Origin of the sequence: Exiguobacterium sp. s124 (assembly GCF_018617485.1) — a bacterium.
In the GTDB taxonomy this organism is placed as follows: domain Bacteria; phylum Bacillota; class Bacilli; order Exiguobacteriales; family Exiguobacteriaceae; genus Exiguobacterium; species Exiguobacterium aestuarii.
This window is the reverse complement of record NZ_JACSKH010000002.1, coordinates 88,001-104,795: the sequence shown is the minus strand read 5'-3', so window position 1 is coordinate 104,795 and position 16,795 is coordinate 88,001. Positions and strand designations below refer to the sequence as shown.

The window sequence follows — 16,795 nt, the reverse complement described above, 5'->3', positions numbered from 1 at the left end:
GATGGAATTGTATAACGGAGACTTATATTGGCCGACGACCGAATCAGATGACGTCGTATTGAAAAAATCTGAGAAAAAAGAGCATTATGACGTGCTCGTCATCGGTGCCGGTATGTCCGGAACGTTGACCGCCTATACGTTACAACAGGATGGTGTGGATTTTGCGGTACTGGATGGACGGAAAGTCGGAACGGGTAGCACATCGGCGAACACGGGGCTCATTCAATATTCGAATGACATCATGCTACACGAACTTGCAGAAAAAATTGGCGAAGAAGCAGCCGTACGCTTCTATCGCCTTTGTCTCGACGCCGTTGAATCGCTCGATCAAGTAGCGGAAGATGTGGGCGCATCCGAGATTTATATTCGACGGGATAGCCTTTGCTTTGCGAGCGAAGAGGCCGATGTTGCCAAATTGAAACTTGAGTATGAGATGCTTTCGAAGCATGGTTTTGAAGTAGAATGGCTTGATCGTGAGGCGTTGCGTGAACGCTTCCCATTTGAGAAACCCGCGGCATTGATCACAAAAGGGGATGCTGAAGTCAATCCACTCACGCTCAGCCGTCAAATCATTCGTCACTTATCGAAACAGCACGTACCGATTTTTGAAGAGACGTCGGTCGATGAAGTCGTTTCGGACGGTGAGGATTGGCTCGTTTTCACTTCAAACGGAACATTTAAAGCGAATAAAGTCATCTTTGCGACGGGCTACGGCCCTGCTCCCCTACTCGATTCTCATCGTATCGATTTGAATCGTTCGTATGCCATCGCCACAAATCCGATTGCTGAATTTACCGAATGGGAAGGGCGTGCACTCATCTGGGAGACGAAACGACCGTACCTCTATTTACGTACGACTCCGGATGGTCGAATTATCGCTGGCGGTCTCGACGAAGACAAAGCAGAGACGCCTCACAATGAGGCGCTCATGAATGATCGGGCTGAGCGAGTGAAGGAGAAGATCGCTGAACTCTTCCCGATGTATGATCTCGAAGTCGACTACGCCTGGGTCGCCTTATTTGGAGAATCGGTGGACCAGCTTCCGTTCATCGGGGAACACCCGAATCGACCGAATTTGTTTTACTTGCTCGGATATGGGGGAAATGGGACGGTGTACAGCATGCTCGGCTCTCACATCCTGAGCGCCCTCGTTCGTGGTCAAGTCCATCCGGATGCCGATCTCGTTCGTCTAGATCGAACGTAACCCCTATTCTTTGGGGTTGTTACATATTGAAGGAGTGTTTTTGGATTGAAGAAAAAAAGAAAAGCAAATTGGGTGTACACGTTTCGCCGACTTGTCGTGTTTCTCGTTCCTCTCGGCTGCGCCCTCTGGTTTTGGCCTCACGAGTCCACGCCCACTACACAATTAAAGTCTGAACACGTCTCTATGTCCGAGGAAATATATACGATCGAAGAACGTTCACCTGTTCAAGACGACGGTGTCACCCGCTATGTATACGATGTCGTCGTTCATGGCGAACCAAGTACGGATGAACTTCAATCAATCAGTCACGACGTCATCGATGAAGTTCGACAGTCCGATCAGTTTCAAGCCGCCTTGCTACGATTTTATGATGATGCCGCCTATATCGGGACAGACCCCACACTTGGTGAAGCCGTATTCGCTCCTGAAGGCGACTATGCGCTTGCCGATTGGGTCGAGCCCGGTCAAACAGACGAGATGTCGTTCGGCTGGCAACTGCGTGAGAAAGAGTGGTCGACGAAACTGACTGACAAAGAGATTCAAATCTGGGCGTTATGGCAAGAACAATATACAAAACAAGATCCCGACGATCCTGATGTGAAGTCAAAAGTGACGCGAATCGTTTCCAATGAATATGATCTCGACCCAAAAGCCGTGCAACAAGTCGTCTTGAAACAGCATGTATGGGCCGTACTGTAAGCTAATCGACCATTTGTGTGAAATCTCTCTTTTTTGAAAAAGAGGGATTTTTTTATTTCCGTTAGGGAACATCGATACAGTAGGTCAAAACGCGACTTACGACGGTCAGTCATACTTAAGGGAGGCAATCACATGGGGAACAAGAAAGAAGAGCAATTAAAACAACATACTATTGATAACGAACAACAAGCAGGCTTGACGACGAACCAAGGGTTGAAGATGGCGGAAGATGAATTCTCACTGAAAGCGGGGCGTCGTGGTCCGACCTTGATTGAAGACTTTCATTTCCGGGAGAAGATGACCCACTTCGACCACGAGCGGATTCCAGAACGCATTGTTCACGCTCGTGGCGTCGGTGCTCATGGAGAGTTCCACGTATATGAACCGCTCGCCGATATCACGAAGGCTGATTTCTTGAACGACCCTTCGAAGACGACACCGGTATTCGTCCGTTTCTCGACCGTCCAAGGATCACGTGGTTCTGCGGATACGGTGCGTGACGTCCGTGGCTTTGCAACGAAGTTTTATACAGACGAAGGAAACTACGACCTAGTCGGGAACAACATCCCTGTCTTCTTCATTCAAGATGCGATCAAGTTCCCTGACCTTGTCCATGCCGTAAAACCTGAACCGCATACGGAAGTGCCGCAAGGGGGAAGCGCGCACGATACGTTCTGGGACTTCGTCGGACAAAACCACGAAACTGCTCATATGGTCATGTGGGCGATGAGTGATCGGGGGATTCCGCGCAGTCTACGCATGATGGAAGGGTTCGGGGTCCATACGTTCCGTCTCGTGAACGCAGAAGGAAAAGCACATTTCGTCAAGTTCCATTGGAAACCGAAGCTCGGGGTTCATTCACAAGTATGGGACGAAGCCCAAAAAGCAGTCGGGAAAAATGCCGATTTCCATCGTGTCGACTTGTATGAAGCCATTAACAAAGGGGATTATCCAGAGTGGGAACTCGGTCTTCAGCTCATCCCGGAAGAAGATGAGTTCAACTATGACTTCGACATTCTAGACCCGACTAAACTATGGCCAGAGGAAGAAATCCCTGTGAAACTTGTCGGGAAGATGACGCTCAATCGAAACGTCGATAACTTCTTCGCCGAAACCGAGCAAGTCGCGTTCCATCCGGGACACCTCGTCCCAGGGATTGATTTCTCGAACGACCCGCTCTTACAAGGTCGTCTATTCTCTTATACGGACACGCAACTTTCGCGTCTCGGTGGACCAAACTTCCACCAAATCCCGATCAACAAGCCGGTTTGTCCGTTCCATAACAACCAGCGTGACGGTATGCATCAAATGGCCGTCCATAAAGGACAGACGAGCTATCATAAAAATGCGCTCAACAACAACCAGCCAGAACCCGTACCAGCCGACCAAGGTGGATTCGAGCACTACCAAGAGAAAGTCGATGGACATAAGATTCGGGGACGCAGCGACAGCTTCCTTGATTTCTATTCACAGGCGAAGCTCTTCTATAACAGCATGACCGATGTCGAGAAGCAACATATTCAAGACGCCTGCAGCTTCGAGCTCGGGAAGTGTGAGTCCGACATGGTGAAAGAGAACGCTGTCGATTTATTGAACCGAATCGATCGTCATCTTGCCGAAGTCGTCGCCGACAACTTAGGCGTACAAGTGCCAGAAGAGAATAATGAGGTCCAGTCAGACAAGACGTCCCCTGCCCTTTCCATGGCGAATACGATCAAAAAACCGGATACGAAGAGCGTCGCCCTTCTTCTCGCCGGTGATGTGGATGCGAATCAAGTGAAACAATGGGTGAAGAAGCTTGCCGACCACAACGTCAACTACAGTCTCGTCGGCAAGAAGGCCCATATGCTGGGTGACCTGAAAGTAAAAGAGACGTACGACACGGTCGACTCGAGCCTCTTCGATGCCGCTTTCTTGGTGAGCGCCGCAACCCATGTCGAAGACGACGTTCTCGAGTTTATCGAAAATACGTACAAGCACTATAAACCGCTCGCCCTGCACGTGCATCATAAAGAAGCACTCGCAACGTGCCGCGTGAAAACAGACCAGCCTGGTGTCTTCACGTTTGACGAGCATAACCTCGATGGATTCGATACATTCATCGACGGGATCGCGACCGCCCGTTTCTGGGACCGCGCTTAACGACTTCACTCGACTCGATTTATGAGTCGAGTTTTTTGTGCTCGTCCGCTCCATCGGATGCATCATCTCAGACAATCCTGTTTTGATTTGGTATACTCTTTTAGTTATGTTTATTAACTATTCGATTTTGAAGAAAAGGAGGCGTCGTGTTCGATGCATCAACCTATCCAAAAACTATGGACGAGAGACTTTCTGATCATCTCGCTCATCAACTTCTTCCTGACGCTCATCTTTTTCTTATTGATGGTCACCATCGGGGTACATGCCGTCGAGTCGTACGGGGCGACGACGAGCCAGGCAGGACTCGTCACCGGCATCTTTATCATCGGGACACTGACCGGACGACTGTTTATCGGTCGACTCATCGATTCGATTGGTCGGAAAAAGACGCTTTATATCGGCCTCGTCTTTTTCACCGCAACGATTTTGCTGTACTTCGTCCATTGGGGCGTCGGTTTCTTGTTACTCACTCGTTTCGTACACGGTCTCGGGATGGGATTATCGAGTACCGCAACCGGAACAATCGTAGCGCAAGTCATTCCTGCGACTCGAAAAGGTGAAGGAATCGGTTATTACAGTATGAGCTCTACCCTGGCGACAGCCATCGGGCCATTCGTCGGGTTGCTCCTTAGCCAATATACGAGCTTTACGATCATTTTCGGACTTTGTTTCGTGATCGGACTGATTAGTTTAGCGAGTACGTTCTTCGTGAGCGTACCTGAAGTAGACGCTCCTGAAGTCGTTCGCGGCTTCACATTGAAGTCATTCGTCGAACCGAAGGCGTTACCGATTGCGCTCATCATCGGGATGGCCGCACTCAGCTACTCGAGTGTCTTATCCTACATCAACTTTTACGCGAGTGAACTCGACTTGATCGAAGCAGCGAGTATCTTCTTCCTCGTCTATTCCGTCGCCGTCCTATTGTCGCGTCCGATCACAGGGAAGTTGATGGATGCGCGCGGCGCGAACGTCGTCATGTATCCGGCAATCGCCATCTTCGCCATCGGGCTTCTCGTGCTCAGTCAAGCAAACAGTGGCTGGATGCTATTACTCGCAGGTGCTCTGATTGGACTCGGGTTCGGGAATATCCAGTCCGGTACTCAAGCGATCGCCGTCAAGGCCTCACCACCGCATCGGATGGGAATGGCCACCTCGACGTTCTTCATCGCCCTCGATGCAGGTCTCGGATTTGGTCCATACTTCATCGGTTTACTCATTTCGTTGACCGGGTTTTCGACGTTGTACTTGATGCTTTCTGGTGTCGTTCTCTTCACCATTTTCTTGTATTACCTCATGAACGGCCGAAGCGAACAAAAACAATTGAAAGAAGCTGCCTGACAGGATGTCTACACATCCTGTCTTTTTTTGAAAGTTCACACATTTTACCGAAGGATACGTTAAGATAAAAATGACGTGTAAAAAATAGAATGAACGAAATGAGGGAGACGAGATGAAAGCTGACCAAACACTTCAATACAACGCATCGATTTTATTACGGACGTTCGATAAAATTTCAGACTATGTGTTCTTTATGGAAGTCGATGGTTCAGCTTATCGGTATGTCTTCGTGAATGAACCTGCAAAGCGCGCAATCAAGTGGTCGGACGCAGATGTCGGAAAGCAGATTGACGAACTCGTCCCTGCTGATACGGCCGCGCTCATTAAAAAGCATTACGATGAAGCGATTCGAACGAAAAAAAGTGTCGTCTATGAAGATTATCGTCTCGCTGACTCGTTCTACACAGATACGGTAGAAGCGGATGACGTGTTAACACTCCCCCTTCATTACTTCGAGTCAGAAGTAACACCTATTTTTAATGATGAGGGGACCTGTACCCATATCGTCTCGGTCGTTCGCGAAGTGACAGAACGAAAGCGTCGCGAACTTGAATTATCGATTTTAAAAGATCATCATGAATCACTGAGACGTTACTCGCCTCATGGGATCTTCGTGCTCGATCATCATCTAAATATCAAATCGGTCAACCCAGCTGTTACAGCCATCACTGGATATGCAGAACAGGAGATGCTCCATCAACCGTTTCTTCATTGGCTCCCTGAAGAAGAACGTTCTCGTGTCCGTAAAGGATTACAGTTCACCTTGTCCGGCATCCCTCATAAATATTCGATTTACGCTACTCATGAGTCGGGGGAACGGCTCGATTTGTCCGTGTTGAACATCCCGATCGAAGTCGGCGGTAATATTACGGGACTGTTTGCGATCATCATCGATTTGACGCCTGAGAAGAATGCCGAACGCGCTACAATTGAAAGTGAGCGCCGCTATCGTCAACTCATTGAGACGATTCCAGAAGGCATCATCGTCCATCAAAACGGTAAGATTTTGTATGCGAACGAGATGGCGCTCGCCACGATCGGGGAGACATATCTCGAGAGTGAGTCCATCTTCTCTTTCATTGCGGAAGAGTATCACCAGTCCACTCGTACACGCCTCGCCTCCCTTGAACTCGGGGGACCTGTACAAGATACGGAAATGGTCATTGTAACGCCAGGCGGAGACAGACTACAGATGGACATCAGTAGTCTCCTTATCGACTATGAGGGACAGATGGCCGTGTTGACGATTTTGCGTGATGTCACGGAAAAGCGTGAAATGGAGCAAGCTTTGAGGCAAAGCGAATTACAATATCGACTGATTACGGAAAACATGAGTGATCTCGTCTGCATGTTAGAACGGGACGGTGCTGTTCGTTATGCATCCCCATCCCACCAGACAATTCTCGGTTTTGCGCCCGGTTACTACGAAGGAAAGAATACTCTTGACTATATTCACCCGGATGACATCCATATCGTGCGTAAACAATTAAAAGAATTGAAAGAGCAAGATGTCTCATTGACGCTTGAATTCCGTCACTTCCATGCCGACCAACGCTGGGTATGGCTCGAAACAAAAATTCAACCGATCTACAACGAATCGGGTCAACTTCTTCACTACTTGACGGTCAGTCGTGAAATCATGCAACGTAAGGCGCTCGAGAAGCAATTGAAGCATTTGGCGTATCACGATACGTTGACCGATTTGCCGAATCGACGCTACTTCCTCGCCTATCTCGAAGAAGCGATTGGACAAAGCGAACTGGAACAGGAGAAATTGGCCGTCCTCGCCCTCGATGTCGACCGTTTTAAACAAATTAATGATACGTTCGGACATGATGTCGGTGACGAACTCTTGCGACAATTGGCGCGTCGTTTGACGTCGGTTCTTCGAAAACAAGATATGATCGCGCGACTCGGCGGTGATGAGTTTGCTGTTCTTATTCGCTACAACGACGCATCTGCTCTTCATCGCGTCGCAGAAAAAATCATCAAGGCGCTACAACGCCCTTGGGAAATCGATCATCATACGTTCATCACCACTTCGAGTGTCGGGGGTGCCCGATATGTCAAAGGATTATCCACTAAACAATTGTTAAAACGCGCCGATCTCGCCCTATATGAGGCGAAAGCTGGCGGAAGAAATCAATATGCCCTTTCCAAGGATCACCTTTGAGTGATCCTTTTTTCACGTGAAACACCAATAATCACACATAAAACCGAACATTAAACATATCAAAAGATAAATTTATTCATTTTTAGATGTTTTTTATTTATTTTACCTTTGACTTCGAGAACTATTCGCGTTATATTACCGAATGGGCGAAGTTTTTTTATTGTTAAAGACATTAATGTTCGTAAATAGGGGTGTGACATATGGATAAAGTGTTTGATTATGAAGATATTCAATTAATTCCTGCAAAATGTATTGTCGATAGTCGTTCGGAATGTGACCCGACCATCGAGCTCGGGGGCTTCACGTTTCGCTTACCGGTCGTTCCTGCTAACATGCAAACGATCATTGATGAAAAAGTAGCACTCATGTTGGCCGAAAAAGGATACTTTTACATTATGCATCGCTTCAATCCTGAGACGCGTCTCGCGTTTATCCAAGACATGCATGAGAAGGGGCTTTATGCCTCCATCAGCGTTGGGGTGAAGGATGAGGAGTATGCGTTTATCGAGATGCTTCAATCGACTGGCCATACGCCAGAATTCATCACAATCGATATCGCACATGGACACTCGAATGCAGTCATTCGAATGATTCAACATATTAAGCACCACCTTCCGGGTTCATTCGTCATCGCGGGGAACGTTGGGACGCCAGAGGCTGTTCGCGAATTAGAACATGCCGGTGCGGATGCCACGAAAGTCGGAATCGGGCCAGGGAAAGTATGTATTACGAAAATCAAAACGGGGTTCGGCACGGGCGGCTGGCAATTGGCTGCACTTCGTTGGTGTGCCAAGGCGGCAACAAAACCAATCATTGCGGATGGGGGAATCCGTACACATGGCGACATCGCCAAATCGATTCGTTTCGGCGCTTCGATGGTCATGATTGGATCCTTGTTCGCTGGTCATGACGAATCTCCAGGGGAAACGTTTGAGCAAGACGGCAAACAATTAAAAGAGTATTTCGGTTCGGCTTCTGAGTTCCAAAAAAGGGAACGAAAAAACGTCGAGGGGAAAAAGATGTTTGTCGAACACAAAGGGGCATTGCAAGATACATTGACCGAGATGGAGCAAGACCTCCAGTCGGCGATTTCTTATGCGGGTGGTGACAGTCTAGAAGCGTTGCGCACGGTAGACTATGTCATGGTGAAAAACTCAATCTTCAATGGGGATAAAGTGTATTAAAAAAAGGCGACCATCGTGTCGCCTTTTACAGTACCTTCATCATCATATAGTAGTCTGATCCAGGTGGGTAATCAGGAAGCACGCCTGCGACCGTATAGCCGAAGCGCTCATAAAATGATTTAGCCTGAAACGAGAACGTCGTTAATTTCACACGCTTGGCACCGAGTGACCTCGCAATCGTCTCCCCTTCTTCAAGTAATCGACTACCTAGCCGCTGTCCCTGTACGTTCGAATCCACCCATAAGCGATCTAAATCGAACCATCCCCAATATACACTCCCGTACAATCCGGCGATCACGTGTCCTTCCTGCTCAATTTTCAACTGAACGACCGGTACGACCGCCTCGCGAATCTCACGGTGATGCACCGAATGTACATTGTTATATTCACGCAACTTCCCAGTCAAAAACTGTTGAAACGACTCGTCTTCTTCATGGATGCGAACAATCGTATGCATGGATTTCACACCGTCCCATTCACAAAAAATGTAATCAATTCCTGCTCTTCCTCGTTTATCTCACGATTGATGAGTTCGGCATAGACATGGTTGATTCGTTCATTATTTCCTGGGAAATCCTTTGAAATGGTGGCGATTCGACGTAAGGCGAGACAGTCCTCGGCGAACGCTTCATGACTCACCATCTCACCGTGTGACCAAACGATGAACTGTGCATCGAATGTTTCCAATATGTCTAACAATCGAAGTGTCGCTTCAGGCGTCATCCGCCATGTCGGAGCATACAAGTTCGCATAGAGCGCATCTCCTAAAAATAAAACACGTTCTTCTACGAGATAGAGGACGATTGAATCTTTCGAATGGTCACCACCGACATACTTCAATACGACGTGAACCCCACCGAGGTCGAGCGTCAGCGATTCCTGAAATGTCAGTGTCGGCAAAACGATTTGAATGTCTCGCGAATCACCGTATTCTTCTCGGATTGCCTCCGCGCAAAACTCGATTTCAATCCCTTCAGCAACTCGTTCATTCAACGATGCGTCATCCCAAGCGTACGGAATGAGTTTTTTCATCTCATGCTTCGTTGCCTCACTCGCAATCGAGACAACCCCTTCTAGGGCAGGTAAACCGAAGATGTGGTCCCAATGCCAATGTGTCAATGCGACCATCGACGGTGCTCGAAGACCTTGCTTTTGAAGTTCATCTAAAAAGAGCGATGTGTGCGCTACCGAGTTACCTGCATCAATGAGCAACGTATGTGTGTCACCCACAACGGCACCAAGAATCGGACGGTCTGTATGCGCGACCGGCGTCATATACCAAAAGCGCTCCGAGTGTTTGATTAAGGTTTGCATGAACGACTCGACTCCTCTTCTATCAATTTTGTTAATTCTTCAAACGAAGAGCGCTCATCGTTCTGGATCCGGATGTGGCGAAGTGGTAGCCAATCAAGTAAATCGAGCTCGTGTCGCTGCCTCTCTTCCAATACCGTAACCGTTCCCGATACATCGGCAAGGTTACGTTTCAACGCATAGACCCCAGTCGTATAATATTCGACGAATCCATGTTGCCATGCAATCGGCCGTTCGTCATAAATGATTGGAAATATGCGTGCGACGTCGTTCAACTCTAAATAAACAACTGTCGGTTCAATAGGTTTTAAAATAGATGCAATCGCTTGAACGTACGCGTCAATCGCCTCTAAAGAAACGTCCTGTGCGACCATCCCGATTGTAAACGGGTTTTGAAGCAAGGCGCATTCAAAGACGACGTCTCCTTCTTCCTGCTCGAAACGCTTCACATAACGACGCCATCGTTCGCACATGATTCGAGTATGGAGCGGGAACGGCAACTCATAGACGTCCGTCCCGATGCGCTCCTCCCCTTCCTCATAACGGACGAGCCATCCACCTTCGATTTCCTCGAGAATCGTACCGTGTGAAGGTCGTTCATTCACCCAATACACATCATGCACGTCAACAGGGTGAGCGGCGTCCACTTCCGAATAAAAGGCACCTTGTATCATCGCGCATAACTTTTCGGCAAATGTGGACTTTCCACTTCCCGGTAACCCTTCGATCAACCATAATCTCCCCATGATCAAAACTCCTCATCATCTAAATATCCATCGTATTGAAACCACTGGTCTCCGCCATTGTTCTTCGCAATGTACATAGCCGCATCGGCTTGTTGGAGGATCGAGTCGATGGTGGATGCAGGTTGTACCGTAGCCACGCCCACACTCACGGTGAGACGAACTTCCTCACCATTTGAAGCGACTATTCCCCGGGAAATAGTGTCATTTATCTCGTTTAACCCGATCGGACTCTCCTCTTGCACGACAACGAATTCATCAGCTGAAAATCGATACACCTGACCTCCGAACGTTTCAACGAATTCATTTAACCGTTGCGCGATTTCGATTAACATTTCATCCCCAATGAGATAGCCAAATTGATCATTGATCCGCTTGAAATCATCTACGTCGATGAACAGCAAAGCGAATACTTTTGAGCGCTGCATCTGTTTATATAAATCGGTCATGAGTGTATAACGATTGCACAATTTCGTCAGTTGGTCTTGTGTTGCAATCTGAATCATCTCACGCTGTTTCCGTTCTTTTCGAATTCCGTTCTCTAGCCACCTCGCGAGTAACCGAATCGTGTCCGTCAATTCTTGAAGAGTTTCTTCGTCGAGTTGATCGTTTAAATTCCCTTGCTCCGCCAATAAGACAATCCACCCGAACACTTGATGTTTATGTGTCAGTGGAAAACTGACGAGCGTTGTGAATTCGATGCCATCTACAATCAATTCACCCTCTTGAAGGGTTTGTGAACCGACAGTTGTCAGTTGATGGAGCGAACGAAGTTCTTCTTCCCCCCATGTCAGACGTGACACCCCATTCTCCACTAAGAGACGATGCGAGGATTCGATCGAGAAAATCACCGCATGCGAATAGCCGACCCATTCTAATAAGATTTCTTGGACACGTGCCAGTTGGTCTTGGAACGGCATTCGAAGTGCGGTCGCTTCATATAATGACTCCACGACTTGTTGGCGTTTGATTTGTCGCCGTGACACTTCTGTATGCTCAATCTCTGTCATGACCCAGTGCGTGAATGACTCGAGTGCATGTAGGTTTTCTTCCGTGAACGTTCTCGCCTGAGTATCGACCACGCAAAGTGTACCGATGACATGACCTTGCTTTGTCCGGAGCGGCACCCCGGCATAGAATCCGACTTGTTCGAGCCATGGACTGTCACTCTCAAATTCTTCAGCAGCCACATCCTCGATCACCATCGAACGTTCCGATGTGACGACCCGATTACATAACGTCCACTCCCGCTTGAGATGAGAAGACCCGAGTTCGATGCCGACACAAGATTTGAACCACTGTTGGTCCGTTGTCATGATGGAAATGAAGGAGACCGGCATCTGCAACATTTGGGCGACCAAACGAGAAATTCGATCAAACCGTTCTTCTTGGGGCGTGTTCAAAATCTCCAATCGTAAGATGGCCTTTAGCCGTTTCATTTCCCGTTCGTCGAGTGCAGGATGCAGTAAGTGTGACGGTTGCTCAATTTTCGATAAGACCGTTTGGTGAGAATATAAAATTTCAAGCGCCTCACCTAGGTCTTCGAGCGCCATCGGACGGCTAAAGAAATAGCCTTGAATCTCATCACAACCGAGTTGACGCAAAATCCGATACTGTTCTTCCGTCTCAACACCTTCAGCTGTCACTTCGAGGTCTAACTTTTTGGCGAGTGACACAATCAGTTTGACGATTTCATACTCTTTCAGTCCATTTTCCTGGTCGAGTTGCGCAACAAATGACCGGTCAATCTTAATCCCGTCGATTTCGAATAGCTTCAAGTAATTTAAAGAAGAATAACTCACCCCAAAATCATCAATCACCAATCGGAATCCTTGTTGCTTCAACGATTCGACCGTTTTAATGGCAGCGACCGGTTCATGCATGAGCGTGTGTTCCGTCACTTCAAATTCGAATTGCTCCGGTTGTAAGTCGTAAGACGCAACGATTGTCACTAACTCATTCATATGATGCTCATGAAACAAGTTCGGAGACACATTCACAGCGACACGACGCCCTTCAAACTGTTCGGGATGAGTTGATACATCCTGGCACACTCGATTCATCACAAACTGTGTCACGTCCTCAATGAGGAGTGACTGTTCCGCCACGCGAATAAACGTTTCAGGTGAAACGAATCCGAGTACAGGACTATTCCAACGAATGAGCGCCTCAAAATGAATCGATCCGTCCATCGACACTTTTGGTTGATACACCATATATAGTTCATCTTGTTTGATCGCCTTCACCAGTTCCGTCTCAATCATGATCTCATCGATGTAACGCTGCACATACTCATCGTGCTCATACAAACGAATCGTTTGATTACCGGTCTGACGCGCCTCGAGTAAAGCGGTCGAAGCGTTCATGATCACGCGATCAGCGTCAGACGTTCCCGAACCGATACCGATACAACTCGATAACGGAAATTCCGCATCAGCCACTCGGTAAGAATGGCCCGCAATCACATCGAGTAGATGTTCGGCATACATATAAGCCATCTTGATTGGAACATGTGGCAAGACTGCTACAAAATCTTCCCCATCCACCCGACCAATGATGGAGCCTTTAGGAAGCGTATTCGCCAGTTGACGCGTGATGTCTTTTATCAATTCGTTCGATCGTTCCACCCCTTGGAGAGACATCATCATCTTGAAACGATTGATGTGTAGACGCATCACACTTGTCTCTTCCGTGCTCTGTTGCTCGAACAATTGATCGAGATCCAATTTGACTTTCATCAAATTCGGCATACCCGTCAAATAGTCCATATGCTCGATGCTTCGTAACAATTTGATCTCCGCTTCTTCTGATAAATCCGTCGTCAAACTGAGCACATAGCGTACGACACCCGATTCATCTTCGATTGGTACGAGCATGGAGGAAGCGAACCGGGCTGTATTGGAGTCGATGTTCATTTTTGACATGAAATAGACCGGGTCCCCCGTCTCGACGACCGCGTCATAATGTTCGATTAATTCATTGGCTACTTCTGAGCGGTACATCTCATGTAAATAACGACCTTCCACATCATTCGGAAGTGAGGAGGCCAGTTTGCCCTGTTCACTCACTTGCACATATCGATATCCCACATCTGTCACTTCCATGAGGAATACCATCCGATATAAACGTGTGAACAGTTCGAATAAATAATGCGGATCCCCTTTCATCCGTTTCATCGTATACCTCCACCTGATCCTTTTTCTTATAGTGTAGTTGGTTTCGCTGCTTCTATGGAGAAAACCTTTGAAAAAAGGGGAAAACGTTTTTCGTTCCAATACAAAACACCTCCTCAATTCCGAGAAGGTGTTCATCGAATCAAAGCAATTCGTTCGCCAACAGGCGATAAACGTTCAAACGATCCTCTTGTTTATGCTGAATGCTACAAATCATCGCCTCATCGAAGCCATATCGCTCCGACTCATCGCGTAACTGTTCCGCGATTTGTTTCGGCGTCCCCACAAGGTGAATGGCCCGATTGTTGGCGATATGAATCTTGTCGACTTCTGTGAGCGGATACTCATGCGCCGCTTCCGGACTCAACAGCTGTCTCAACTGTCCTCGCATCAAGAAGAGACGCGACAAGTCAGATGGTCGAGCCAAATATTCCGCCTCTTCTTCCGTCTCTGCCGTCGTCACTAAATACGTGACACTGATATCCGGCTTCTCCATAAAGTCAGACGGTGTAAAGTGGTGACGATACGTGTCGAGCGTGTCGGCACTCAGTTCGCCATTGAAAAATTGCGCAAACGAATAACCGAGACCCATGCGCCCGGCTTGAACCGCACTGTTCCCGCTCGATCCGAGTAACCACGCTTCCGGCAACGTGACGCCTGTCGGTGCAGCCGGTGTATTTTTGTACCACCGTTCTTCTGGCGTCTCGTCTTTAATCAGCTGAAGCGTTGTATCGAGCTTCTCATAAAGTCCATCCATCATCGGTTTTTGACCTTGTGACATCGCATAGATGGCATTCGCGTCACCACCTGGCGCACGTCCGACACCGAAATCGATGCGTCCTGGTGCAAGGGCACTGAGCGTCTTGAATACTTCCGCCATCTTCAGTGGCGAATAGTGCATCATCATGATGCCACCGGAACCGAGACGAATCTTGCTCGTCTTCGCTGCTAGATAGGCCGCGATGACTTCTGGAGCCGAACTCGCGAACGACATGCCACCATGGTGCTCGGTCATCCACATGCGGTAATATCCTAACTCTTCTGCGACTTGCGCGAGCTCGACCGCACTCTCTAGCGCATGCTCGCCTGTATGACCGGACGTGACCGGTGCCTGATCTAACACACTCAATCTCATGATGTATTCTCCTATCTCTATAATGAAGTTTCTAAATATCTTGAATTTGTTGGACTCGCCGTCATCATACTAAATGCCTCTATGGAATACGAATGATTTGCCTAGTGTACTACAACTATTTTTCTGAAAATTTACGCATTATGTTGATAGCACCTGGTCATATTTTTTATACTGATAAAGAAATACGTTTTAATATGGGCTGGATGTGTAATGGGGATACATAGACAGCACAAACACTTCGGGGAAATGGGGAATGCATCATGAATGGTTCATCAACACCAGACAAAAAGAAATCTTCTTTTTCGAGTTGGGACTTTTTTAAGTTTTTGGTCCCATCGCTCATCGGGATTATGTTTTTCATCGTCCCAATCTCATCAGAGGAAGGCTTTACGATTCCAGTCGCCTTCTTATCCAATCTATTGATTGAATGGATTGGCGAGTTCGTTCCGACACTTGCCGTCATCATGATGGGGATTTCAATCGCTGGATCTTTGTTATTGTTTACGGCACGTCCTGCTTTTATGGTCGAACGACCGTCCATCAACGCACTCTTTAGCGTGACACCGTTTTGGTTTATCATGCGTATCATCGGTTTTATCGCCGGCGTCATGACGCTACTCACTCTCGGACCAGAGATGATCACCTCGGAATTTACGGGTGGTTTGCTCCTCTTTGATTTGATTCCAATCTTGTTCGCGACGTTCTTCTTTGCCGGTATGTTATTACCTTTATTGCTGAACTTCGGACTTCTCGAGTTCGTCGGGACATTTTTGATGAAAATCATGCGCCCGCTCTTCCGCTTGCCGGGGCGCGCCTCGCTCGACTCGCTCGCTTCATGGGTCGGAGATGCGACGATCGGGATCCTACTGACGACAAAACAGTATGAGGAAGGCTATTACACGAAACGGGAAGCGTCAATCATCGCGACGACCTTCTCCGTCGTCTCGATCACCTTCACCATCGTCGTCTTACAGTATGTCGAGCTCGATCAATACTTCTTACCGTACTACGGGGCAATCGTTTTATCAGGACTAGTTGCAGCACTCATCATGCCACGGATTTATCCATTATCTAAAAAGGCAGACACGGCTTATGAGAAGACAGAACTTAAACCGGAAGAAGAGGTGCCGGCGAACGTGTCACTCAGCAAGTGGGCATTGACGCAAGCGCTACAAAAATCAAGTTCGAGTAAGAGCTTCCTAGAAACACTGAAAGACGGCTTCAAGAACGTCCTTGATATGTGGATCGGTGTCCTTCCTGTCGTCATGGCGGTCGGAACGATTGCGGTCGTCATCGCAGAATACACGCCGTTCTTCACCATCATCGGAAAGCCGTTCGAACCGATTCTGATGCTCCTGCAAGTACCTGAGGCATCAGAAGCTGCTCAGACGATGGTCGTCGGTTTCGCCGATATGTTCTTGCCAGCTGTACTCGGTAGCGGCATCGAGAGCGAGTTGACGCGTTTCGTTATCGCTACATTATCGGTTACCCAGCTCATCTATATGTCAGAAGTCGGGGGCTTGTTGCTCGGTTCAAAACTGCCAATCTCATTCCTCGATCTCGTCTTGATTTTCTTGTTACGTACATTCATCACGCTTCCGATTATCGTCGGAATCGCACATCTGGTCTTTTAACGAAAACGACGCCCTTTCTCTTTTATGAGATGGGGCGTTCTTTGTATACTAAAAGAAAA

The 16,795-nt window shown here is 47.9% G+C and carries 12 protein-coding genes; 7 read left to right on the top strand and 5 right to left on the bottom strand.

Features of this window, described 5'->3' with window-relative positions; genetic code table 11:
* Position 1: 1 nt before the first annotated feature.
* The 6 genes from KNO85_RS11105 (at position 2) to guaC (ending at position 8,740) form a co-directional block, all read left to right on the top strand.
* Positions 2–1,204, top strand: coding sequence for an NAD(P)/FAD-dependent oxidoreductase (locus KNO85_RS11105; RefSeq protein WP_214790093.1), 1,203 nt, complete (start codon positions 2–4; stop codon positions 1,202–1,204).
* Between the two features lie 45 nt (positions 1,205–1,249).
* Entirely contained in the window at positions 1,250–1,903 is a 654-nt protein-coding gene (locus KNO85_RS11100; protein WP_214790091.1) for a hypothetical protein, read from the top strand.
* A 132-nt stretch (positions 1,904–2,035) separates the two neighbouring features.
* Entirely contained in the window at positions 2,036–4,045 is a 2,010-nt protein-coding gene (locus KNO85_RS11095) for a catalase (protein ID WP_214790089.1), read from the top strand.
* 153 nt (positions 4,046–4,198) lie between these two features.
* Positions 4,199–5,383, top strand: coding sequence for an MFS transporter (locus KNO85_RS11090; RefSeq protein WP_214790087.1), 1,185 nt, complete (start codon positions 4,199–4,201; stop codon positions 5,381–5,383).
* A gap of 112 nt (positions 5,384–5,495) precedes the next feature.
* Positions 5,496–7,556 (top strand): PAS domain S-box protein, encoded by a 2,061-nt coding sequence (locus KNO85_RS11085; protein WP_214790085.1) that lies wholly within the window; start codon positions 5,496–5,498, stop codon positions 7,554–7,556.
* 200 nt (positions 7,557–7,756) lie between these two features.
* The gene (gene guaC / locus KNO85_RS11080) at positions 7,757–8,740 is read left to right on the top strand and encodes a GMP reductase (RefSeq protein ID WP_214790083.1); all 984 of its coding nucleotides are present in this window, start codon (positions 7,757–7,759) and stop codon (positions 8,738–8,740) included.
* A 25-nt stretch (positions 8,741–8,765) separates the two neighbouring features.
* Here guaC and KNO85_RS11075 read toward each other — a convergent pair whose 3' ends face one another.
* The 5 genes from KNO85_RS11075 to KNO85_RS11055 form a co-directional block, all read right to left on the bottom strand.
* The gene (locus KNO85_RS11075; RefSeq protein WP_214790081.1) at positions 8,766–9,197 is read right to left on the bottom strand and encodes a GNAT family N-acetyltransferase; all 432 of its coding nucleotides are present in this window, start codon (positions 9,195–9,197) and stop codon (positions 8,766–8,768) included.
* Between the two features lie 5 nt (positions 9,198–9,202).
* Complete coding sequence (locus KNO85_RS11070) at positions 9,203–10,054, bottom strand: MBL fold metallo-hydrolase (RefSeq protein ID WP_214790079.1); 852 nt, start codon at positions 10,052–10,054, stop codon at positions 9,203–9,205.
* The gene (locus tag KNO85_RS11065) at positions 10,042–10,797 is read right to left on the bottom strand and encodes a P-loop NTPase family protein (protein WP_214790077.1); all 756 of its coding nucleotides are present in this window, start codon (positions 10,795–10,797) and stop codon (positions 10,042–10,044) included. Before KNO85_RS11065 ends, KNO85_RS11070 begins: the two co-directional genes overlap by 13 nt.
* A 2-nt stretch (positions 10,798–10,799) precedes the next feature.
* Positions 10,800–13,970 carry an EAL domain-containing protein gene (locus KNO85_RS11060; RefSeq protein WP_214790075.1) on the bottom strand — a complete coding sequence of 1,057 codons (3,171 nt, stop codon included), beginning with the start codon at positions 13,968–13,970 and terminating at the stop codon, positions 10,800–10,802.
* A gap of 139 nt (positions 13,971–14,109) precedes the next feature.
* The gene (locus KNO85_RS11055) at positions 14,110–15,102 is read right to left on the bottom strand and encodes an LLM class flavin-dependent oxidoreductase (RefSeq protein ID WP_214790073.1); all 993 of its coding nucleotides are present in this window, start codon (positions 15,100–15,102) and stop codon (positions 14,110–14,112) included.
* A gap of 260 nt (positions 15,103–15,362) precedes the next feature.
* Here KNO85_RS11055 and KNO85_RS11050 point away from each other — a divergent pair, with 260 nt between their 5' ends.
* Positions 15,363–16,736 (top strand): YjiH family protein, encoded by a 1,374-nt coding sequence (locus KNO85_RS11050; protein ID WP_214790071.1) that lies wholly within the window; start codon positions 15,363–15,365, stop codon positions 16,734–16,736.
* The last annotated feature ends 59 nt before the right edge of the window (positions 16,737–16,795 follow it).